At 71.2% G+C, this 19,304-nt stretch carries 23 protein-coding genes; 8 read left to right on the top strand and 15 right to left on the bottom strand.

Annotated elements, in window-relative coordinates; genetic code table 11:
- Window positions 1-44 precede the first annotated feature (44 nt).
- Together ACZ6JY_RS14465 and ACZ6JY_RS14460 are read left to right on the top strand one after the other, a co-directional pair.
- Window positions 45-482, top strand: coding sequence for a MarR family winged helix-turn-helix transcriptional regulator (locus ACZ6JY_RS14465; protein WP_469195782.1), 438 nt, complete (start codon window positions 45-47; stop codon window positions 480-482).
- 110 nt (window positions 483-592) lie between these two features.
- On the top strand, window positions 593-1,939 hold the full coding sequence (locus ACZ6JY_RS14460; protein WP_469195780.1) for an MFS transporter: 1,347 nt from the start codon (window positions 593-595) through the stop codon (window positions 1,937-1,939).
- Window positions 1,940-1,962: 23 nt separating this feature from the next.
- Here the strand turns inward: ACZ6JY_RS14460 and ACZ6JY_RS14455 are convergent, their stop codons facing one another.
- Window positions 1,963-2,478, bottom strand: coding sequence for a GNAT family N-acetyltransferase (locus ACZ6JY_RS14455; protein ID WP_469195778.1), 516 nt, complete (start codon window positions 2,476-2,478; stop codon window positions 1,963-1,965).
- A 51-nt stretch (window positions 2,479-2,529) separates the two neighbouring features.
- Between ACZ6JY_RS14455 and thpR the strand changes: the two genes are divergently transcribed.
- Complete coding sequence (gene thpR / locus ACZ6JY_RS14450; RefSeq protein WP_469195776.1) at window positions 2,530-3,141, top strand: RNA 2',3'-cyclic phosphodiesterase; 612 nt, start codon at window positions 2,530-2,532, stop codon at window positions 3,139-3,141.
- A gap of 147 nt (window positions 3,142-3,288) precedes the next feature.
- Here the strand turns inward: thpR and ACZ6JY_RS14445 are convergent, their stop codons facing one another.
- From ACZ6JY_RS14445 to ACZ6JY_RS14435, 3 genes are all read right to left on the bottom strand, one after another.
- Window positions 3,289-4,284, bottom strand: coding sequence for an aldo/keto reductase (locus ACZ6JY_RS14445; RefSeq protein WP_469195774.1), 996 nt, complete (start codon window positions 4,282-4,284; stop codon window positions 3,289-3,291).
- Between the two features lie 60 nt (window positions 4,285-4,344).
- Window positions 4,345-4,932, bottom strand: a complete 588-nt coding sequence (locus ACZ6JY_RS14440) for a Uma2 family endonuclease (RefSeq protein WP_469195772.1) — start codon at window positions 4,930-4,932, stop codon at window positions 4,345-4,347.
- A gap of 71 nt (window positions 4,933-5,003) precedes the next feature.
- Window positions 5,004-5,552: a MarR family winged helix-turn-helix transcriptional regulator gene (locus tag ACZ6JY_RS14435; RefSeq protein ID WP_469195771.1), complete on the bottom strand. Its 549-nt coding sequence runs from the start codon at window positions 5,550-5,552 to the stop codon at window positions 5,004-5,006.
- A gap of 28 nt (window positions 5,553-5,580) precedes the next feature.
- On the opposite strand from ACZ6JY_RS14435, the gene ACZ6JY_RS14430 reads away from it, so the two are divergent.
- A complete protein-coding gene (locus ACZ6JY_RS14430; protein ID WP_469195769.1) occupies window positions 5,581-6,087 on the top strand; it encodes a carboxymuconolactone decarboxylase family protein in 507 nt (168 codons plus the stop codon).
- A 10-nt stretch (window positions 6,088-6,097) separates the two neighbouring features.
- Here the strand turns inward: ACZ6JY_RS14430 and ACZ6JY_RS14425 are convergent, their stop codons facing one another.
- Window positions 6,098-6,400 carry a DUF397 domain-containing protein gene (locus ACZ6JY_RS14425; RefSeq protein WP_469195767.1) on the bottom strand — a complete coding sequence of 101 codons (303 nt, stop codon included), beginning with the start codon at window positions 6,398-6,400 and terminating at the stop codon, window positions 6,098-6,100.
- Window positions 6,397-7,206, bottom strand: coding sequence for a helix-turn-helix domain-containing protein (locus ACZ6JY_RS14420; protein ID WP_469195765.1), 810 nt, complete (start codon window positions 7,204-7,206; stop codon window positions 6,397-6,399). The genes ACZ6JY_RS14425 and ACZ6JY_RS14420 overlap by 4 nt, the downstream gene beginning before the upstream one ends.
- 83 nt (window positions 7,207-7,289) lie before the next feature.
- On the opposite strand from ACZ6JY_RS14420, the gene ACZ6JY_RS14415 reads away from it, so the two are divergent.
- Window positions 7,290-7,748, top strand: a complete 459-nt coding sequence (locus ACZ6JY_RS14415) for a hypothetical protein (protein ID WP_469195763.1) — start codon at window positions 7,290-7,292, stop codon at window positions 7,746-7,748.
- Here the strand turns inward: ACZ6JY_RS14415 and ACZ6JY_RS14410 are convergent.
- Entirely contained in the window at window positions 7,745-8,470 is a 726-nt protein-coding gene (locus ACZ6JY_RS14410; protein WP_469195762.1) for an SGNH/GDSL hydrolase family protein, read from the bottom strand. The genes ACZ6JY_RS14415 and ACZ6JY_RS14410 overlap by 4 nt on opposite strands.
- Before the next feature lie 98 nt (window positions 8,471-8,568).
- Between ACZ6JY_RS14410 and ACZ6JY_RS14405 the strand changes: the two genes are divergently transcribed.
- Window positions 8,569-9,582 (top strand): TolB-like translocation protein, encoded by a 1,014-nt coding sequence (locus ACZ6JY_RS14405; RefSeq protein WP_469195760.1) that lies wholly within the window; start codon window positions 8,569-8,571, stop codon window positions 9,580-9,582.
- An 8-nt stretch (window positions 9,583-9,590) separates the two neighbouring features.
- Here the strand turns inward: ACZ6JY_RS14405 and ACZ6JY_RS14400 are convergent, their stop codons facing one another.
- Window positions 9,591-10,364 (bottom strand): TetR/AcrR family transcriptional regulator, encoded by a 774-nt coding sequence (locus ACZ6JY_RS14400; RefSeq protein ID WP_469195758.1) that lies wholly within the window; start codon window positions 10,362-10,364, stop codon window positions 9,591-9,593.
- A 105-nt stretch (window positions 10,365-10,469) separates the two neighbouring features.
- Between ACZ6JY_RS14400 and ACZ6JY_RS14395 the strand changes: the two genes are divergently transcribed.
- Both ACZ6JY_RS14395 and ACZ6JY_RS14390 read left to right on the top strand, forming a co-directional pair.
- Window positions 10,470-11,465, top strand: coding sequence for an ATP-binding cassette domain-containing protein (locus ACZ6JY_RS14395; RefSeq protein ID WP_469195756.1), 996 nt, complete (start codon window positions 10,470-10,472; stop codon window positions 11,463-11,465).
- Window positions 11,462-12,307: an ABC transporter permease gene (locus ACZ6JY_RS14390; protein WP_469195755.1), complete on the top strand. Its 846-nt coding sequence runs from the start codon at window positions 11,462-11,464 to the stop codon at window positions 12,305-12,307. Before ACZ6JY_RS14395 ends, ACZ6JY_RS14390 begins: the two co-directional genes overlap by 4 nt.
- A 52-nt stretch (window positions 12,308-12,359) precedes the next feature.
- On the opposite strand, the gene serC is transcribed toward ACZ6JY_RS14390, so the two are convergent.
- The 7 genes from serC to ACZ6JY_RS14355 all read right to left on the bottom strand — a co-directional run bounded on the left by serC (window position 12,360) and on the right by ACZ6JY_RS14355 (window position 19,226).
- Entirely contained in the window at window positions 12,360-13,478 is a 1,119-nt protein-coding gene (gene serC, locus ACZ6JY_RS14385; RefSeq protein ID WP_469195753.1) for a phosphoserine transaminase, read from the bottom strand.
- A 108-nt stretch (window positions 13,479-13,586) separates the two neighbouring features.
- Window positions 13,587-14,816 (bottom strand): cytochrome P450 family protein, encoded by a 1,230-nt coding sequence (locus ACZ6JY_RS14380; RefSeq protein ID WP_469195751.1) that lies wholly within the window; start codon window positions 14,814-14,816, stop codon window positions 13,587-13,589.
- Window positions 14,813-16,066: a cytochrome P450 gene (locus tag ACZ6JY_RS14375; RefSeq protein ID WP_469195749.1), complete on the bottom strand. Its 1,254-nt coding sequence runs from the start codon at window positions 16,064-16,066 to the stop codon at window positions 14,813-14,815. The genes ACZ6JY_RS14380 and ACZ6JY_RS14375 overlap by 4 nt, the downstream gene beginning before the upstream one ends.
- Window positions 16,063-16,749, bottom strand: a complete 687-nt coding sequence (locus tag ACZ6JY_RS14370) for a GTP-binding protein (protein WP_469195747.1) — start codon at window positions 16,747-16,749, stop codon at window positions 16,063-16,065. Before ACZ6JY_RS14370 ends, ACZ6JY_RS14375 begins: the two co-directional genes overlap by 4 nt.
- The gene (locus ACZ6JY_RS14365) at window positions 16,730-17,086 is read right to left on the bottom strand and encodes a DUF742 domain-containing protein (RefSeq protein ID WP_469195745.1); all 357 of its coding nucleotides are present in this window, start codon (window positions 17,084-17,086) and stop codon (window positions 16,730-16,732) included. Before ACZ6JY_RS14365 ends, ACZ6JY_RS14370 begins: the two co-directional genes overlap by 20 nt.
- Complete coding sequence (locus ACZ6JY_RS14360) at window positions 17,083-17,517, bottom strand: roadblock/LC7 domain-containing protein (RefSeq protein ID WP_469195743.1); 435 nt, start codon at window positions 17,515-17,517, stop codon at window positions 17,083-17,085. The genes ACZ6JY_RS14365 and ACZ6JY_RS14360 overlap by 4 nt, the downstream gene beginning before the upstream one ends.
- Complete coding sequence (locus ACZ6JY_RS14355; RefSeq protein ID WP_469195741.1) at window positions 17,514-19,226, bottom strand: sensor histidine kinase; 1,713 nt, start codon at window positions 19,224-19,226, stop codon at window positions 17,514-17,516. Before ACZ6JY_RS14355 ends, ACZ6JY_RS14360 begins: the two co-directional genes overlap by 4 nt.
- Between the last annotated feature and the right edge of the window lie 78 nt (window positions 19,227-19,304).

Raw genomic sequence — 19,304 nt, 5'->3', positions numbered from 1 at the left:
GACCGGGTGGTCTTTAGCTTGAGTAATGAGTTACGCTAACGAACATGCCGGACCTATCCCATGGTGGCGACGCCGCCGCCGTGAACGCCCTGCGCTCCGCCGTGATGCGCCTTTCCCGTCGACTCAAGCACCAGCGTGTCGACGAGTCGCTGAGCCCCACCGAGATGTCGGTGCTCGGCACCCTCGCCCGCTGCGGCAGTGCCACCCCGGGCGAGCTCGCCCGCAAGGAGCACGTGCAGCCGCCGTCCATGACCCGCATCGTGGCGCTGCTTGAGGCCAAGGCCCTGGTCCGGCTGGAGCCGCACCCCGAGGACCGCCGCCAGAAGGTGGTCACCCAGACGGAGACCGCCGAGGCGATGCTCGAAGAGAGCCGCCGCAAGCGCAACGCCTGGCTGGCCGGTCTGGCCGAGCACCTCGACGAAGACGAGTGGGCACGGCTGCGCGCCGCCGCTCCCGTCCTGGAGAAGCTCGCGCACTTGTGAGCCGCCCGTGAGCCACCCCAGCCATCCGTGAGCCACGGGTGAGCCATCCGTGAGTCACGGGTGGCCCATCCGTGAGCCCACCTTTCGTACGCCAAGGAGGCGAACCTACTTTGAGTACGGGATCCGGAGCAGACTCCGCCCCCGCACCGACCGTCCCCGACAAACCCGTCCGCCCACGCAAGTCCTCGATGTTCAGCTCGCTGAAGATCCGCAACTACCGCCTCTTCGCCTCCGGTGCCGTCGTCTCCAACACCGGTACGTGGATGGCCCGCATCACCCAGGACTGGCTGGTCCTGAGCCTCACAGGCTCCTCCGCGGCCGTCGGTATCACCACGGCCATGCAGTTCCTGCCGATGCTCCTCTTCGGCCTCTACGGCGGTGTCATCGCCGACCGCTTCGCCAAGCGGAACCTGCTCTTCTGCACCCAGGGCGCGATGAGCATCAGCGGCCTCTTCCTCGCCGCGCTCACCCTCACCGGCAACGTCGAGGTCTGGCACGTCTACGTCGCGGCCTTCTTCACCGGCCTCGTCACCGTCGTCGACAACCCGACGCGGCAGTCCTTCGTGTCCGAGATGGTGGGCCCGGACCAGGTCCGCAACGCCGTCTCGCTGAACTCGGCGAACTTCCAGTCGGCGCGCCTCGTCGGCCCCGCCGTGGCGAGCGCCCTGACCGCGGCCGTCGGACCCGGCTGGGCCTTCCTCGCCAACGGCCTGTCGTTCCTCGCGCCGCTCACCGGCCTGCTCCTCATGCGGACCGCCGAGCTCCACCCCACCCCGCGCGCACCGCGCGGCAAGGGGCAGCTGCGGGACGGCCTGAACTACGTATCCAAGCACCCCGAGCTGATCTGGCCGATCGTCCTCGTCGGCTTCATCGGCACCTTCGGCTTCAACTTCCCGATCTGGCTGAGCGCCTTCGCGGACGACATCTTCCACGGCGGCGTGGGGATGTACGGGTTGTTCAACACCCTGATGGCCATCGGCTCCCTCGCCGGTGCGCTGCTCGCGGCCCGGCGCGGCACCTCGCGCCTGCGGCTGCTCGCCGGGGCGGCCGTCGCCTTCGGCGTGCTCCAGATCGTGGCCGCGTTCGCGCCCGAGCTGTGGATGTTCGTGGCGTTGATCGTCCCGATCGGCATCCTGGGCCTGACGGTGAACGTCACCGCGAACTCCTCGGTCCAGATGGCCACCGACCCCGAGATGCGGGGCCGTGTGATGTCGCTGTTCATGATGGTCTTCACCGGCGGCACGCCGCTCGGCGGACCGCTCTTCGGCTGGCTCGCCGACGCCTACGGCGTCCGGATCAGCATGGCCGCCGGCGGCATCGTCTGCGCGCTCGCCGCGGTCGGCGTGGGCCTGATGCTGGCGCGCGCCGCCAACCTCCGCCTCAAGGTGGACCTGCGCCGCGGCCGGCAGCACCTTCAGTTCGTGCCGAGGGAGAGGGAGCTGGCGGCCGCGGCGTGAGAGCCCGTGTCCGTCCGTCCCGGTCAGACCCGCTTCTCCAGGATCTGGCCGGGCCAGCTGCCGTCGGGGCCCTTGAAGGCCTCGGTGGCGGTGAAGCCGTTGCTCTCGTAGTACGCGACGAGCTTGCCGTCGTCGCCCGCGTAGCAGTCGACCCGCAGCAGCGAGATGCCCTGGCGCCGGGTCTCCTCGGCGGCGTGCGCGAGCAGGGCCCGGCCGACGCCGCGGCCCGCGAAGCGGTGGTCGGCGGCGAGCAGGTGGACGTACCGCTCCGGCTCTCCGGCCTCGGGGATGCCCGGGCCCGGCCCGTCGGTGAGCGTGACGGTGCCCGCCACGACGCCGCCGATCTCCGCGACCCACGGCTCGCCCGACGTCAGATACCGCTCGACGAGCGCCACCGCCTTCGGGTTCTCCGACCAGGGCTTCGTGCCCCACTGCCCGGTCCGCCCCCGCGCGACGAGCCACTCCACGGCCCGGTCGAAGAGGCCGAGCACGGCGGGGACGTCGTCGGTGCCGCCGGGCCTGATCTTCACATCAGTCATAGGGGGAGGCTAGGCAGCCCGCGAGGCCCGGGTCCAGGGAGAATTCCCGGCATGAGACTCTTCGCCGCGGTCGTCCCGCCGGACGACGTGACCGCCGAACTGGCTTCCGCCGCCGCCGCGTCGCGTGACCTGCCGGGCTCCGGTGAGCTGCGGTGGACGGCCCGCGAGAGCTGGCACTTCACGCTGACGTTCCTGGCCGAGGTGGACGAGGAGACCGTCCCCGCCCTCACCGCCCGCCTTGAGCGGGCCGCGCACCGCACGCCGCCCTTCTCCCTGGCCCTGCGCGGCGGCGGCCACTTCGGGGACCGTGCGCTGTGGGTGGGCACGGCCGGGGGCGTCGCCGAGCTGCGGCTCCTCGCCCGGCGCACGGAGGCGGCGGCGCGCAAGGCGGGCCTCGCCGTGGAGGAGCACCGGCCCTACCGTCCGCACCTGACGCTGGCGCGCGGCCGTGGCGGGACGGATCTTCGCCCGTTCGCCGACGCGCTCGACGCCTTCCGGGGCGCCCCCTGGACCGTACGGGAGCTGACCCTCGTCCGCAGTGAGCTGCCGAGGAGCGGGGTGCCGGGGGAGCGGCCCCGGTACGAGGCGCTGGGGCGCTGGCCGCTGGGGGGCGGGGGCGCCGCGCGGGGAGGCGGGTCCGGGGAGCCGGGCGCGGCCGGTTAACCTCAACGGTGTGGACCCCAAGACCAGAAACCGGATCATGGCCGGTGTGCTCGTGCTGATGTTCCTCGTGGTGGCGGTGGCGGCCGCGGCCGGCGGCTAGCGCCCGGCTCGCGACCGCCTCGTACGCCCCGTGTGCTGCGGTGCGTGCTACCAGGCGAAGGACTCCGGCGACGGGCCGGGACCCGGGAAGATCTCGTCCAGTGAGTCGAGCAGGTCCCGCGGCAGGTCGAGCTCGACGGCGCGCAGCGCTGAGGCGAGCTGTTCTGCCGTGCGCGGGCCGACGATCGGTCCGGTGACGCCGGGCCGCGTGAGCAGCCAGGCGAGAGCGACCTCACCGGGTTCGAGGCCGTGCTTGTCGAGCAGGTCCTCGTACGCCTGGACCTGCGCGCGGACCTCCGGCTTGGCCAGCTCGGCGGCGGCGCGGCCACCGGCGCGGCGGGTCCCCTCGGAGCTCTCCTTCTTCAGGACGCCGCCGAGCAGGCCGCCGTGCAGCGGCGACCAGGGGATGACGCCGAGCCCGTACTCCCGCGAGGCCGGGATGACCTCCTCCTCGGCCCTGCGCGCGGCGAGGTTGTACAGGCACTGCTCGCTGACCAGGCCGAAGCTGCCGCGCCGGGCGGCCGTCTCGTTGGCCTGGGCGATCTTGTAGCCGGGGAAGTTGCTGGAGCCCGCGTAAAGAATTTTCCCCTGCTGTACGAGGACGTCGACGGCCTGCCAGATCTCCTCGAACGGTGTGTTCCGGTCGATGTGGTGGAACTGGTAGATGTCGATGTAGTCGGTCCGGAGGCGGCGCAGGCTCGCCTCGACGGAGCGGCGGATGTTCAGCGCGGAGAGCCGGTCGTGGTTGGGCCAGGCCTCTTCGCCCTGGCGGGTCATGTTCCCGTACACCTTGGTGGCGAGCACGACCTTGTCGCGCCGCTCGCCTCCCTGTGCGAACCAGGTGCCGATGATCTCCTCGGTGCGGCCCTTGCCGGCGCCCTGCCCGTACACGTTGGCGGTGTCGAAGTAGTTGACGCCCGCGTCGAGCGCGGCGTCCATGAGCGAGTGACTGTCGGGTTCATTGGTGAACGGCCCGAAGTTCATGGTCCCGAGCGTGAGCCGGCTGACCTTGAGCCCCGTGCGTCCCAGCTGCGTGTACTTCATGACATCCCAGCCAACGCCTTGGAGTGGGCTCCAGGCAAGGGGGCGGGCCGCAGGCGGGGATCAGTCGCGGGCGAAGCCCGAGGTGTCGATGGTGAGGCCCAGGAAGGTGTGGGTCAGGTCGATCTTCTCGCCGAAGTCCACCTCCGTCTCGACGCGATAGTCGCCCAGCTTGGGCCGGGTGTAGAGGTGGCACTTGCCCTGGTACGGGTCGACGACGAGGTAGACGGCGACCTCGGCCGTCGCGTAACCGGTCCTCTTGGGCCCGTAGTCGTTCTCGCCGGTACCCCTGGAGATCACTTCAGCGACGAACTCGATGTCCTTGCACAGGAAGCCGCCCTGCTTCGTAGGCTCGGCCCCTTCGGCGACCAGCGCCACGTCGCTGCAGAAGGCGTTGAGCTCGCCGGGGTAGTCGACGCGCACGTCGGACAACAGGGTGCGATGGTCGTACTTGGGCCGGAGCTGCCTCAGAAGACCCCAGGTGATGTCCCAGTGATTGTCCCGCTGCGGTGTCATGTGGACGGCTCCACCGACGACGTCGATCTTGTATCCCTCGACGAAGGGCTCTCGCTCAAGCGCCGCGAACATCGCGTCCAGAGTCCGCTCGTTCTCGGCGTCGGTCATCTCTGTCCCGCCGTCCAGAACAGTCACTGCGGCGCTCCTCCCCGGCCGCCCCCGGTCGAGCGCGGCCGCGCGGTACAACGATACGCACGGCGACGACGTCACGGCCCGCCCAGCCAGCCCGCCGCGTCGAGGCGGAACGCGTCCGGCGGTACGACCGTGCGCAGGGCGGACTCCAGGTCCCGGAGGCGGTCCGGGCCCAGGGACGCCGCCCACTCCGCCCGCAGTTCATCGAAGACCGCCGCCGAGCGGCGCAGCGCGTCGAGGCCGTGCGGGGTGAGGCGGACCAGCTTGCGGCGGGCGTCGGCGGGGTCGTCGGTGCGGTGGGCGTAGCCGAGGGCGATGAGGCGGTCGACGGTCTTGCCCGCCGCCTGCTTGCTGACGCCGAGGCGTCTCCCGATCTCGCTGGCGGTGGCGCCCCGGACCCCAATGGCCTGCATCGCGAAGCCGTGGGCCGGGCGGGCGTCGGGGTGTCCCTGCCGGGCGAGTTCCGCGTGCAGGCGGTCGATCAGCGTGCGGAACCCGGCGAAGAGGAGCAGGGGCAGCTCATATCCCGGCGCGTCCGCCGCCGGGGCGTCCGTCATCGCCTCGGGGGCCGTTCCCTTGCCCGAATCGTCAACCTGGTTTACCTTCTCCGTACCGTCAACCATGTTGTCGATCCTAGGGGGTCACCACCGCATGTTCACCACCCACACCGTCGAGACCGCGCCCGCCGCGTCCCGTCCCGCCATGGAGCGGGTGACCAAGGCCTTCGGGCAGCTCCCGGACGCCGTCGCCCGCCTCGCCGAGTCACCGGAACTGCTCAACGGCTTCCTGGACATGAGCGCCGCCTTCGAGCGCACCACGCTTGAGCCGGTGGCCCGCGAGACGGTCGTCATGACCGTCGCCGTACGCAACGACTGCCACATCTGCGTGGCCCTGCACACCGGCAAGCTCCGTCAGCTTCGCGCCGACCCGGAGGTCGTCACCGCCCTGCGCGAACAGCGGCCCGTCCCCGACGAACGTCTCGAAGCGGTGCGGCAGTTCACGCTGGCCGTCCTCGCGACGGCGGGCGGCGTCGATGACGGTGACCTCAAGGCGTTCCTCGCCCATGGCTACAGCGAGCGCAACGCCCTCGAAGTCGTCCTCGGAATCGGTACGTACACGATGTCCACCCTCGCGAACCGGCTCACGCGACCGGCGTGACGGTTCCTGGTCAGGGGACGTACGTGGTGGTGGCCTTGGCCAGGAAGTCGGCCCAGGCGTGGGGGGCGACGCGGAGGGCGGGGCCCCCGGGGTTCTTGGAGTCGCGGACGTGAATGGCGGCGGGGGTGTGCGCCACCTCGACGCATTCACCTTCCTCGCCGCTGTGACTGGACTTCGTCCAGGGCAGAGCTACCTCGACGCATTCGCCTTCGTCGGTGCTGTGACTGGACTTCGTCCAGGCGAGGGCTACCTCTAGGCATTCACCTTCCTCGCCGCTGTAACTGCTCTTGAACCAGCAGAGGTCCGTGTTCATAGATTTCGTGCCGCCTCTTCGATCAGTGCCGAGGAGTCCTCGGGGGACAGCGCATGCGCGCGCAGAATGCCGTACTTGCCGACGAGGTTGCCCAGGTCGGGTTGCTCGCTTACGAAGTAACCGCCCTTGTGCCCCTCGATGTATGCGAGCTGACGACGCTCCGCAGTTTCCAGGAGAATCATGGCTCCCATAAGGCCTGCGTGGGTCTGCCTGTTGTTGGGCATGACCTGGAGCTGAACGTCACGGAGCTGGCTGATGTTAAGCATGTGCAGCAGTTGCTCCTTGAGGACGGCGGCCCCGCCGAGGGGCCTGGCCAAAACGCTCTGCTCCACGATGAAACCGAGGATGGCCGGGGGCTTGCGCTGAAAGATTCGCTGGCGCTCGATGCGGATCGCCACCCGCTTCGCGATCTCCTCGTCGTCCAGCGCGGGGCAGTAGTTGCATTCAAAGACTGCCTTCGCGTACGCCTCGGTCTGGAGCAAGCCGGGGAGCACATGGTTCTGGTACGAGAGGAGTGAAGCAGCCTTCTGCTCCTCGGCCAAGTAATCCTCGGTCCAGGGCCGCAGCCTGCTCTCGCCGAACTCCTTCTCCGCGAGCAGCGTCAGTGCACCCTGTGCGCCGAGGAACTGGTCCGCCAGCTCGACCAACCTGCCCCGGGGTGCCCGCTCGCCCCGTTCCACCATCGCCACCTGCGACTTGGAGTACTGGACATGCGTGCCCAGCGCCTCCTGCGTGATCCCGGCCCGCTCGCGGTAGAACCGCAACAGCGCGCCGAACGTCTCCGAGCCCCGCTCGCCCTGGTGCACAACGACCTCCCCAAGTGCACAGCCCCGCACCGCTCCCGCGAGGCACTGGTCACAGTATGTGACCGGCCGTAAGCATGTGGCGCATGAACTGGGAAACCTCACCGCTCAGGGTGCACGACTGGATTCCGGCGACGGGGCACGCGCTGCGCCACGCCGGGATCCACTTCGACGCCGTACGCGTCGAAGGACCGCCCGGCGAGCGGATCTTGTACGACCTGACGCGGCTCACGGAGTTCCACGTGGGGCCCGTCATCCGCGAAGGGACCGGCGCGCGCTACTTCTACTTCCTGCTCCCGCCGGGGACGGCCAAGTCGTACGGCTGGCCGGCCGGAGCGCGCCCCCTGGGGCGGACCTCGGCGGGCTTCGCCTACGTCGGCGTACCCGCGCTCGACGGCTGGACCTGGCCGCTGGACTGGCGCTCGCTGCCGACGGCCGAAAAGCCGTTCGTGGAGGCGAAGTCGCTCCACGAGGCAGTGGAGCGGACGACGCGCCGACAGGGGCCCATTGCAGGAAACTCCCACCTCGGCGCCGAAAAGCCCTAGGTCAAGACAAGAGGCTGTGACACTTTCCTGCAATCCCCGACCGTGGCGTCACCGCCGCCGACTCCCCAGCCCTGCGCCAACGCCTCCGCGAAGGCACCGGCCAGCTTGTGCTCGCCGCTCGCGTTCGGGTGCGTGCCGTCGTACGTGTCGGCGTGGATGTCGTACCCGTACGGAGGTGAGGCCAGGAGCAGCGGTGAGGCCGCCGTGTCCAGGTCCGCGACCGTCTTCGCGAGGAGCTCGTTGAAGCGGGCCACCTCGGCCGCGAAGGGCGCGTCCGACTCCGCACGGATGTTGGGGATCACGGGGAGCAGGACCATCCGGATACGGGGGTTCACCGACCGCGCGCCCGCGACGAAGGCACGTACGTTCTCCGTGGTCTGGTCCGCGTCCGTGTAGAAGCCCAGGTCGATCAGGCCGAGGGAGACGAGGAGGACGTCCGCCGGGTCGTCGGTGAGTGCGCCCGGGATCAGGGGCGCCATGTGCAGCCAGCCCTCGCCCCAGCCCGCCAGGTGGTTGCGGGGGAAGTCCGGGTCGGGATCGGCGTAGTCGTACGACGAAGGCTCGCCCGCCGTCTTGTCGTACAGGGCGGTGCGCGGGCCGACGACCGCGAAACCGTCTTCGCCGAGCGTGGCCCGTAGGTGCTGCCACATCCGGCGGCGCCAGGTGTGTTCACCGGCGCTTCCGATGGTCATCGAGTCGCCGACGAACATGAACCTGAGCATCCGCTCATCATGGCCGATCGGGGCGTGCGGCTGCGATGTGAGGCTGAGCACGCCCCGCCGGAGCACCCCGCCGACGGGCGGATGGCACGCTTGGGGCCATGCGTTCGCTTCGGGCTGTTCCGGTTCCGTCTGTTCTCGCCGCTGCCGTGCTGTCCATCGCCGTGGCCGTGCCCGCCGTCGCCGACGACGGGCACGACGGGTTCACCGTCAAGGACCCCAGGATCGTCGAGTCCAGCGGCCTGGCCGCGTCCCGCGCCCACCCCGGCGTCTACTGGACGCACAACGACCAGGACAAGGGCGCCTACCTGTACGCCGTCGACTCGAAGACCGGGAAGACCGTCGCCACCGTCACCATGACCGGGGTCGGCGCACCGCGTGACGTGGAGGCCATCTCCGTGGGCGGTGACGGCAACCTGTACGTCGGCGACATCGGCGACAACCTCGGCGGCAAGTGGTCGAACGTGTGGGTCTACAAGCTGCCCGAGCCCAAGGAGCTCAGGGACCAGACTGTCCGCGCCACGCAGTACGTCGTGAAGTACGCCGACGGGGCCCGGGACGCGGAGGCGCTGATGGTGCACCCCAAGACCGGGCGCATCTACATCGCCGACAAGAACGAGGAGGGCGGCGGCCTCTACGAAGGACCCGCCCGCATGTCCTCCTCCGGCACCAACGTCTTCAAGCGGATCGCCGACACCGACCTCTGGGTCACCGACGGCGCCTTCTCCCCCGACGGGAAGCAGCTCGCCCTGCGCGGCTACTTCGGCGGCGTCTCGTACACCTGGAAGGGGGCCGGCGCGAAGCCCGAGCGGGAGGGGCGGCTGAGCGTGCCGCTCCAGCGGCAGGGCGAGTCCGTCACGTACACCCCGGACGGCACGACCCTGATGTACGGCACCGAGGGCGCGCAGAGCGCGGTCACCCCCGTGGAGGTCAAGGGGAAGAGCGGCGGCTCCGACTCCTCCGGGCGGGGCGGAGGTTCGGCCTCGGGGGGTGACGGCGGCGGCATGGGCGGCGGGGTCAAGACCGGGGCCGTCGTCTTCGGCGCCGTGCTGCTCGCCTTCCTCGGCCTGAAGCGGCTCTCGCGGCGCGGCGCGAGGGGCACGAGGGGGAAGTAGGGCCGGGGTCAGGCCCCGGTCTCCGCCTCGCGCCTGGCCACCAGTACGTCCAGACCGTCGAGCAGCCGCTGGAGCCCGAACTCGAAGTGGTCGAAGTCCGAGCCGAACGAGTCCTCGGAGAGGCTCGCGAGCGTCGGGTACTTGCCGCTCATCATGATCCGTTCGAGTGTCGGCTGCTGCGCCTCCCAGAACGCCTGGTCGCTCAGGCCGCTCTTCTTCACGGCCTCCACCTCGTGCGCCTGGGTGCGGGCGACCCCGGTGACGTACCCCTCGACCGCGACGATGACGCCGATCAGTTCGGGGTCGGTCAGGCCCATCGGCCTGATGCGGCCGAGGGTCCTGTCCAGGCCGCTGACCGCGCCGGGGCCGAGCACCGGGCGGGCCTGGTTGACGTGGAGCAGCCATGGGTGGCGGCGGTAGGTGACGAGAGTCTCGCGGGCGTACCCCTCGATGCCCTCGCGCCAGCCGCCCGACCAGGGCTCTTCCTCCTCCGGCGGGGCGTACACCCGGTCCAGCATCAGGTCGAACAGGTCGCCCTTGCCGGGGACGTAGCGGTACAGGGACATCGTGCCGGTGCCGAGCTCCGTGGAGAGGCGGCGCATGGAGACCGCCGCGAGGCCCTCGGCGTCGGCGAGGCGCACCGCCTCGGTGACGATCCGGTCCAGCGTGAGCGCCGGCTTCGGCCCGCGTGTGGGGCGCTCGCCGCCGCCCCACAGCAGTTCAAGGCTCCGGGCGATGTCGCTGCCGGTGCGCTGGACGTCGCCGCCGTCTGTGCTCGTCATGACCCTCACCCTAATCGCCGTCCCCGTAATTGGGTACGGTGTACTCGCAAAATTGGGTACGGTGTACTCAGGTAAGTGTCCGTCGGGTTTTCTGGAGGGTGGGCGATGAACAGCGAAGGCTTCGCGGTACGGGCCGAAGGGCTGCGGAAGCGGTACGGCGACAAGTACGCGCTGGACGGCTTCGACCTGCGCGTCGAGCAGGGCACGGTGCACGGACTTCTCGGACCCAACGGCGCGGGCAAGACCACCGCCGTGCGGATACTCTCCACCCTCGTCCGGCTCGACGGCGGCCACGCCGAGGTGGCCGGCGCCGACGTCGTGCGTGAACCCGCCCTGGTGCGCGGACGCATCGGCCTGACCGGGCAGTACGCGGCGGTCGACGAGATCCTCACCGGCCGGCAGAACCTGGAGATGTTCGGCCGCCTCTTCCACCTGGGCGGCCGCAGGGCCGCGCTGCGCGCCCAGGAACTCCTCGAACAGTTCCACCTGGTGGACGCGGCGGAGAAGGGCGCGGGTCAGTACAGCGGCGGCATGCGGCGCCGCCTCGACCTCGCCGCCTCGATGATCCTCGCCCCCGGCGTGCTCTTCCTCGACGAGCCGACCACCGGCCTCGACCCGCGCGGCCGCCAGGAGGTCTGGAACACCGTACGAGACCTGGTCGCCCGCGGCACGACCGTGCTGCTGACCACCCAGTACCTGGAGGAGGCCGACCGGCTCGCCTCCCGAGTCACCGTCATCGACCGGGGCCGGGCCATCGCCGACGACACCCCCGACGGGCTGAAGAACACCGTCGGCGGCAGCCACCTCGACGTCGTCGTGCGCGAGACGGCGGACCTGCCGGCGGCCGTCCGTGCCGTCCGCCGGGTCTGCGCGGGCGAACCGCTCGTCGTCGACGTGGAGCGCCGCGTACAGGCCGCCGTCACCGACCGGGTCCGCGCCCTCACCGACGTGGCGCGCACCCTCCAGGACGAGGGCGTCGCCGTGGAGGACATCGGCCTGCGCAGGCCGAGCCTGGACGACGTGTTCCTGCGGCTGACCGGTCAGCCCTCCGAGACAGCCGACGCCACCACCGAGCCGGAGAAGAAGGAGGTCGCGGCATGAGCGTCGCACTCACCGCGGACGCCACGTCACACGGACGGCCGCACGGCCGCCTCTTCTGGGCCTTCGCCGACAGCTGGAACGTCACCCGCCGCTACCTCACCCACTTCCTGCGCCAGCCCATCACCATCGCCTGGCAACTGGGCTTCCCGATCATCTCCGTACTCCTGTACGGGTTCGTCTTCGGCGAGGCGATGAAGGTGCCGGGAGGCGGTGACGGCGGCGACTACAAGCAGTTCCTGATGCCCGGCATGTTCGTGATGACCATGGCCTTCGGCTTCATGAACACCGCCATGGCCGTGGTCACCGACGCCTCCAAGGGCGTCATCGACCGCTTCCGCTCCATGCCCATGGCGCCCTCCGCGGTCGCCTCGGGCCGGGGAGTCGCCGACCTCGTCGTGGCCTGCGCGGAGCTGAGCATCCTCGCCGTGACCGCCCTGGCCATCGGCTGGCGCTCCAGCGCCGGGCTCCTCGACACCGCCCTCGCCTTCGCGCTGCTGCTGCTCCTGCGGTTCAGCCTCATCTGGGTGGGCGTCTTCCTCGGCCTCATCGTGCCGACGCCCGAAGCCGCGGGCGGGCTCTACGCGGTCGCCTTCCCGCTCACCATGATCTCCAGCGTCTTCGTGGCGCCCTCGCTGATGCCGGACTGGCTGGCACCCGTCGCCGCCTGGAACCCCGTCTCGTCGACGGGCACGGCCACGCGGGAACTGTTCGGCAACCCGGGCGCCGGAGGCGCGAGCTGGGTCGAGCAGAACGCCGTCCTGATGGCGTTCGTGTGGCCGCTGGTGATCTCGCTGGTCTTCCTGCCGCTCGCGGTACGGAAGTTCAAGGCGCTGAGCCGGTAAAAGCAGAACCCCGCGCCCCATCAGGGGCGCGGGGAACTGCGGCAGCGCAGCGTCAGAGCTTCTCGATGACGTGGTCGACGCACTTCGTGAGCGCCTCGATGTCCGCCGGGTCGATCGCCGGGAACATCGCGATACGAAGCTGGTTGCGGCCCAGCTTGCGGTACGGCTCGGTGTCCACGATGCCGTTGGCGCGCAGGACCTTGGCGACCGCCGCGGCGTCCACCTCGTCCGCGAAGTCGATCGTGCCGATGACCTGCGAGCGCTTCGCCGGGTCAGTGACGAAGGGCGTCGCGTACTTGGAATCGTCCGCCCAGCCGTACAGCGTCCGTGAGGACGCCGCCGTGCGGCCGGTCGTGAACTCCAGGCCGCCCTGGGAGTTCATCCAGTCGAGCTGCTCGGCCAGCAGGAAGAGCGTGGCGAGCGCCGGGGTGTTGTACGTCTGGTTCTTGCGGGAGTTGTCGATCGCCGTCGGCAGCGAGAAGAACTCCGGCACGTGCCGGCCCGACGCGTGGACGCGCTCGGCCCGCTCGATCGCCGCAGGGGAGAACACGGCCAGCCAGAGGCCGCCGTCCGCGGCGAAGGACTTCTGCGGGGCGAAGTAGTAGACGTCGCTCTCGGTGATGTCGACCGGCAGGCCGCCCGCACCCGACGTGGCGTCCACCAGGACGAGCGCACCGTCGTCGGCGCCCGCGACGCGCTTGACCGGCGCCGCGACACCGGTCGACGTCTCGTTCTGCGTGAGGGCGTAGACGTCGACGCCCGCCTCCGCGCGCGGGTCCGGGTGCGACCCCGGGTCACTGGTGATCACGCTCGGCTCGGCCAGCCACGGCGCCAGCTTGGCCGCCTTCGCGAACTTCGACGAGAACTCGCCGAAGCTCAGGTGCTGCGACTTGTTCTCGATGAGGCCGTGCGTCGCCACGTCCCAGAACGCGGTGGAGCCGCCGTTGCCGAGGACCACCTCGTATCCCTCGGGGAGGGAGAAGAGGTCCTTGACGCCGCCGATCACGCGGCCGACCAGGTTCTTCACCGGGGCCTGGCGGTGGGACGTACCGAGCAAGGAGGTTCCGGTCGCGGCGAGGGCGTCCAGCGCCTCCGTGCGCACCTTGGAGGGGCCCGAGCCGAAACGGCCGTCGGCGGGCTTCATGTCAGCGGGAATCTGGATCTCAGCCACGGGGTGAGCCTATCGGCTCAGGGCGCGGGGTTCGCCTGGTGTCCGCCGGGTGAGATCCGCGCCCTGAGCCGTGTGCCCGCCTCGGGGCTCCGCCCCGGACCCCGCTCCTCAAACGCCGGAGGGGCTGGAGCTGAGCCTCACCGGCAGTTCGTACAGGTCGTTCTGTGTCACCACCGGCTTGTTGCGGAGAGCTTCGGGCTTTACCGCCAGCGTCAGGGCGGGGAAGCGGGCGTACAGGGCGGGGAGTGCCACGCCTGCCTCCAGGCGGGAGAGGGCCGCTCCGGGGCAGACGTGCGGGCCGTGGCCGAAGGAGATGTGGCGGTTGGCGGAGGTGCGGGTGATGTCGAAGGCGGCCGCCGTCGGGCCGTGGGCCGCCTCGTCGCGGCCGATGGCGCCGTAGGAGACGATCAGCGCGTCCCCCTCGGGGATCACCTTGTCGCCGACCGGGACGTCCTCCGCGGCGAAGCGGATCAGGACGTGTGACGTCGGCGTGGAGTAACGCAGCGTCTCCTCCACCACCGCGTCCCAGCCGGCCTCGCCCTCGCGGACCAGGGCGAGTTGCCCGGGATGGGTGCTGAGGTTCACCACGGCGTTGACGATCAGGGAGATCGTCGTCTCGTGGCCCGCCGCGACCATCAGCTGGAGGGTGGAGACGATCTCCTCGTCGGTGAGGTGGTCGCCGTTCTCCGAGGCCTGGATCAGCGCGCTCGTCAGGTCGTCGCCCGGCTGCTCGCGGCGCGCGGCGACGACCTTGCCCATCATCTCGGCGAGTTCGCCTAGCGTGGCCACGACCTCCTCCGGCGGCGTCTGGGTGGAGAAGAACTTGTCGAAGAGGACCTTCAGCCGCGGGTGGTCGGCCTCTTCGATGCCCATCAGGTCGCTGACGACGTACATCGGCAGCGGGTACGCGAACACCGCCTTCAGGTCGACCACGCCGTCGACGGCCGCCGATGCCACCTGGTCGAGGAGGCCGTCCGTGAGGTCCGTGATGCGCTCGCGCAGCCGCTCCACGCGGCGCGGCGTCAGCGCCTGCGCGACGAGCGAGCGCATCCTGCGGTGCTCCTCGCCGTCCACCGTCAGCATCGAGCGGCCCGGGTTGGCGAGGCCGATCAGCGGCCAGTCGGCGGGTATCTCGCCGCGCCGCCAGGCGCCCCAGACGTTGATGTCCTTCACCAGGCGCTTGTCGGTGAGGAGCCGGCGGGCCTCCGCGTGGTGCGTCACCGCCCACACCGGCACGCCGCCCGGCAGCTCCGCCTCGGCGAGCGGGCCCGCGGCGAGCAGCCGGGCGCTCTCGCCGTCCAGGTCGGTGACGAACGGGTCCAGGACGATACGCGTCATCTGTGCTCTCCCAGGGCTGAGGCCGGAGTCAGGGTCGGGGTGAAGGCCACCGGCAGTTCGGTCAGGCCGCGCAGCCAGGCGGACGGGCGGCGCGTCAGGTCCGCCGCGGGGACGGCCAGGTCCAGGTCGGGCAGCCGGTCGAGGAGCACCTCGATGCCGGTGCGCGCGATGACCTCGGCGACCTCCTGGGCGGGGAAGGGGCAGCGGTGCTCGCCGTGGCCGAAGGAGAAGTGGGCGCTGTTGCCGCCGGTCAGCGCGGAGCTGTCGGTGCGCACCTGCGGGTCGGCGTTGGCGGCGGCGAGGCCGAGGAGGAGCAGGTCACCGGCTTTGATGCGGCGGCCGCCGAGGTGGGTGTCGCGCGAGGCCCAGCGGCCCGCGACGTTCTGCGTCGGGGTGTCCTCCCACAGGACCTCGTTCATGGCCTCGGCGATGCTGTGCCGGCCGCCGAAGAGGGAGGCGGCGAAGCGGTCGTCGGTGAGCATCAGCCGCAGCGAGTTGCCGATCCAGTCCGCGGTGGGCTGATGGCCGGCGGCCATCATCACCATCAGGTCCTCCGCGATCTCGTTGTCGGTGAAGCCCGAGGGGTCCGCCAGCATGGACGAGGCGACGTCCTGGCCCGGCCGTACGTGCTTGTCGGCGATGAGCCGCGCCATCGACTCACTCAGGTGCCGCGCGCCCGCGAGGGCCCGCTCCCGGCCGTCGATCATGTCGTTCAACGCGGTGACCAGGGCGGGGCCCTCCTCGTCGGAGAAGCCGTAGATCTTGGTGAGGACCCGTACCGGCAGCAGCATCGCGTACTCGGCGATGATGTCCGTCGAGCCCCGGCCGCAGAAGCCGTCGATCAGCTCGTCGGCGAACTGCTCGGCGTAGGCCTTGAGTTCGAACGGGTCGACCGACTCCAGGGCGTTCGCGATCATCGTGGCGCGCTCGGTGTGCCGCTCGCCGACGGTGTAGAGGATCGACGGCTGCTTGTGGCCGATCATCGGGAGCAGCGGCCAGTCGGCGGGGATGTCCGGCCACTGGTTCCACAGTTCGGAGTCGCGGCTGAACAGGACGGGGTCGCCGGTGACCTGGTGCAGTTCGCGGTAGCCGAGCACCAGCCAGGCGGGCACGTCGCCGTCGAGGAGTACGGGGGCCACCGGGCCGTGGTCGCGCCGCATCTCCCGGTACAGACGGGTGGGCTCGGTGGCGTACCGCGGGCCCCAGAGCGGGACGGGGCCGGCCGCGGCGCCGGTTACGGGGCAGGTCACTTGGCGGTCTCCTGGGCGGTCTCCTGGGCGGGGTTCAGCTCTGCCGGGCCCGGCAGGGCGGCGCTCGGCCCGGCCGCGTACAGCGTCTTGAGGTGTTCGACGAGGGTGATGAGTACGGTCTTGCTGGACTCGCGGGAGCGCGCGTCACAGTCGATGAGCGGCACCCCGGGGTCGAGGTCGAGCGCCTCGCGCAACTGCTCGGCGGTGTGCGCGGAGCCGCCGAAGTCGTTGCGGGCCACGATGAACGGCGTCCCGTGGTGCTCCAGGCGGTCGATCGCGTACCAGGAGTCCTCGATGCGCCGCGGGTCCACGAGGACGACGGCGCCGAGCGTCCCGGAGAACAGCCGGTCCCACAGGAACCAGAAGCGCTCCTGGCCCGGGGCGCCGAAGAGGTAGAGGACGTTGCGGGCGTCGAGCGTGATGCGGCCGAAGTCGAACGCGACCGTCGTGGACGTCTTGGCGCGCAGCCCCTCCAGGCCGCCCGTCTCGTCGATGCCACGCCCCGCCTGCGTCATCGTCTCCTCGGTGCTGAGGGGACGGATCTCGCTCACGGACCGGACCAGGGTCGTCTTGCCGACGCCGAAGCCGCCCACGACGACGATCTTCAGACCGTTGTCGGCGGTCGCGGACAGCTCTACGCGTTCGCCGCGTTCTTGGCTCGGTTCAGAGATTGCGGAGTCCAACGAGCACCTGCTCCAGGATGTCGGGGTCGGGAAGGCGGTGACCGGCTGCCGCCCGCGGGTGGCGGGCGCTGATGCGGCCCGCGTCGAGCAGGTCGGAGAGCAGGATGCGGGTGATGCTCACCGGCAGGCCGAGCTCGGCGGCGATCTCGACGACCGCCGTGGGCAGTTCGCACATCCGCAGGATCGCGGTGTGCTCGGACTGCATGCCGGGCGTGGGGGCCGATTCGGCGACGACGAGGGTCACCAGGTCGAACGGGGCGTCGGGCGCCGACCGGCTGCGGCCCTGCGTGAGGGTGTACAGCCGGTCGGGGGAGTCGTCCCGGCCGGGGCGGCTCATGAGGCGGGCGTGGCGCTGGGGGCGTCGTCCGCGCGGGGTTCGGCACGCAGGTGCTCGCCGAGCTGTTCGACCAGCTCGCTCATGGTGTGTCCGACGAGCCCGGGGTCGGCGTCCTCGGCGGCGATCACCGCGAGGTGGGCGCCCTCGCCCGCCTCGACGATGAAGAGGATGCCGCCGTAGAACTCCGTCATCGCCGAGCGCACGCCGCCGCTGCCGTCCCCGAACTCGGCCGACGCGCCGTGCGAGAGGGACTGGATGCCGGCGGCGATGGCGGCGAGCTGGTCGGCCTGGTCTACGGAGAGCTCCGGGGTGCGGCACAGCTTCAGGCCGTCCCTGGACAGGACGAGCGCGTGCCGGGCGCCGGGGGTGCGCTCGATGAGGCCTTGGAGGAGCCAGGTGAGCTTGGCGTCATTGGTGGTGCCGGTGGTCATCGGGGGGAGTCGCCTTCCGGGTGCGGGGAGGTTGCGGGGGCGTCCGTGCCACTGGGCGATGGCGTGGCCCGGACGGCCTGGCGAAAGCTGCTGAAACGGGCCGCGGTGACAGCGGCATCGACGGCGCGCGGCCGCGGGTTCTCCCCGGTGTCCCCACCGGTACGGGCCCGCTCGGCGGCGGCGAGGGTACGGCCGCGGGGGCGCTTGGGGAGGGCGGTGCCGGGGGAGCTGCCGGGGGTCTCGCCGGGGGTGCTGCCGGGAGCGGCGCCGGGGGCTTCGGGGGTGCCGCCGGGGGCGCTGCCGGGGGATCCACCCGGGGCCTTGGTGGGGGAGCCGCCGGGAGCCCGACCCGGGGCCTCGCCGGAAGCGCCGCCGGGGCCGCCGGCCGGGGAGTCGTGGGTCGGGAGGGGCTCGCGGTCCACGGGGGTGAGGATGGCGGTGTCGTCGTCCGTGGGGGCCGCGGAGTCCGGGGTGGCCGGGGGGTGGGGCGTGGCCGTCTGGGGCGCTTCGGCTGCCGGAGTTGCCTTGGCCGCAGGCAGGGCCGTCGCGGGCGGAGAACTCGCCGGAAGTGGTTGTGAGGGGTGGGAGAGAAGCTCCTGCGGGATCAGCAGGAGTACACCCGTGCCGCCGCGTGCCGAGGGGCGGAACGACACCGTCAGGCCGTGCTTGCGGGCCAGGCGGCCGACCACCGCGAGGCCGAGCCGCGTACCGGAGAGCCCGCCGAAGCCCTTCGTACCGCCGGACACGGCCTGCTCGGCGCGGCGCTGCTGCACCGGGCCCATGACGAGGCCGCTGTCCTCGACGGAGACGATGACGCCGGCCGCGACCTCCTCGATGTAGACGTGCACCTCAGAGGTGGGCGGCGAGAAATTGGCGGCGTTGTCGAGGATTTCGGCCAGGGCGTGCATGACGCCCTCGGCGGCGTGCCCCGCGACGGCGGCCTCGCTGGCCGAGTGGACACGTACACGCTGGTAGCCGCCGATACGGCCCATCGCGCCGCGCAGGATCGACTCCATGACGATGGGGCGGGCCCACCGGCGGCCGGAGCGGGCCCCGGTGAGGACGGCCACGGAGTCGGCGATGCGGCCGGCCTGCGCGGTCCTGTGGTCCAGGTGCAGCAGGTCGGTGAGGACGTCCTCGTCGGCGTGCCTGCCCTCCATCTCGCGGAGGTCGGCGAGCATGCCGGTGGCCAGCGCCTGCATGCGGCCCGCCGCGTTGGCGGAGGCGGCGAGTGCGGCGGCACGCTCGGACTCGGCGGTACGGACACGCATGGTCAGCGCGTTGCGCTCCCGTACGTGTTCCGCGGTCAGCGCGGCGACCTCACGCGCGTGACGGCCGGTGAGATGTGCGTGCTCCTGGGCGAAGTCGGCCGCGTGCTGCGCCTGTTCGTCCATGGAGCGTGCCAGGTCCGCCCGCGCGGCGGCGAGCTGACGGCCCAGCAGCGACGCGGACCGCGCGCCGTGGAACGCGGCGGCCACCGCGACGCTGAGCGCGAGCGCCGCGGCGCCCGCGCCCCACGCGAGGGGCGTGCGCACGGAGGCGGGGGCCAGCGCGACGGCGGTTCCGGTGAGCGCCGCGGTGACCACGGCGCAGGCCAGGAGGACGAGGGCGGACGGTCGCAAGGGAGCGTGTCCCCACGCTCTCGACTGCGCTCGGCCAGGAGATGCCCCATTCGTCCCGGGGCGCGCTAGGGGGGTTGGCGCGGTCATCAATCGGGGTCCTCGATCGGAAGCGACACACTTTTACTCGAACGTGCTCGGGTGATTCTCAAGGTCAGCTCAAGTTCT

The organism is Streptomyces sp. NPDC046335, assembly GCF_055587985.1.
This window is presented reverse-complemented; position numbering and strand designations above follow the sequence as displayed.

Bases quoted from the DNA above. Each gene is read 5' to 3' on its own strand.
- ACZ6JY_RS14390 (WP_469195755.1), top strand. From the start codon at position 11,462: ATGAGCGTCGCACTCACCGCGGACGCCACGTCACACGGACGGCCGCAC.
- ACZ6JY_RS14445 (WP_469195774.1), bottom strand. From the start codon at position 4,284: ATGAAGTACACGCAGCTGGGACGCACGGGGCTCAAGGTCAGCCGGCTC.
- ACZ6JY_RS14425 (WP_469195767.1), bottom strand. From the start codon at position 6,400: ATGAACACGGACCTCTGCTGGTTCAAGAGCAGTTACAGCGGCGAGGAA.
- ACZ6JY_RS14380 (WP_469195751.1), bottom strand. From the start codon at position 14,816: ATGACGCGTATCGTCCTGGACCCGTTCGTCACCGACCTGGACGGCGAG.
- ACZ6JY_RS14365 (WP_469195745.1), bottom strand. From the start codon at position 17,086: ATGAGCCGCCCCGGCCGGGACGACTCCCCCGACCGGCTGTACACCCTC.
- ACZ6JY_RS14360 (WP_469195743.1), bottom strand. From the start codon at position 17,517: ATGACCACCGGCACCACCAATGACGCCAAGCTCACCTGGCTCCTCCAA.
- ACZ6JY_RS14430 (WP_469195769.1), top strand. From the start codon at position 5,581: ATGTTCACCACCCACACCGTCGAGACCGCGCCCGCCGCGTCCCGTCCC.
- thpR (WP_469195776.1), top strand. From the start codon at position 2,530: ATGAGACTCTTCGCCGCGGTCGTCCCGCCGGACGACGTGACCGCCGAA.
- ACZ6JY_RS14465 (WP_469195782.1), top strand. From the start codon at position 45: ATGCCGGACCTATCCCATGGTGGCGACGCCGCCGCCGTGAACGCCCTG.
- ACZ6JY_RS14400 (WP_469195758.1), bottom strand. From the start codon at position 10,364: ATGACGAGCACAGACGGCGGCGACGTCCAGCGCACCGGCAGCGACATC.
- ACZ6JY_RS14410 (WP_469195762.1), bottom strand. From the start codon at position 8,470: ATGCTCAGGTTCATGTTCGTCGGCGACTCGATGACCATCGGAAGCGCC.
- ACZ6JY_RS14435 (WP_469195771.1), bottom strand. From the start codon at position 5,552: ATGGTTGACGGTACGGAGAAGGTAAACCAGGTTGACGATTCGGGCAAG.
- ACZ6JY_RS14355 (WP_469195741.1), bottom strand. From the start codon at position 19,226: ATGACCGCGCCAACCCCCCTAGCGCGCCCCGGGACGAATGGGGCATCT.
- ACZ6JY_RS14415 (WP_469195763.1), top strand. From the start codon at position 7,290: ATGAACTGGGAAACCTCACCGCTCAGGGTGCACGACTGGATTCCGGCG.
- ACZ6JY_RS14395 (WP_469195756.1), top strand. From the start codon at position 10,470: ATGAACAGCGAAGGCTTCGCGGTACGGGCCGAAGGGCTGCGGAAGCGG.
- ACZ6JY_RS14405 (WP_469195760.1), top strand. From the start codon at position 8,569: ATGCGTTCGCTTCGGGCTGTTCCGGTTCCGTCTGTTCTCGCCGCTGCC.
- ACZ6JY_RS14455 (WP_469195778.1), bottom strand. From the start codon at position 2,478: ATGACTGATGTGAAGATCAGGCCCGGCGGCACCGACGACGTCCCCGCC.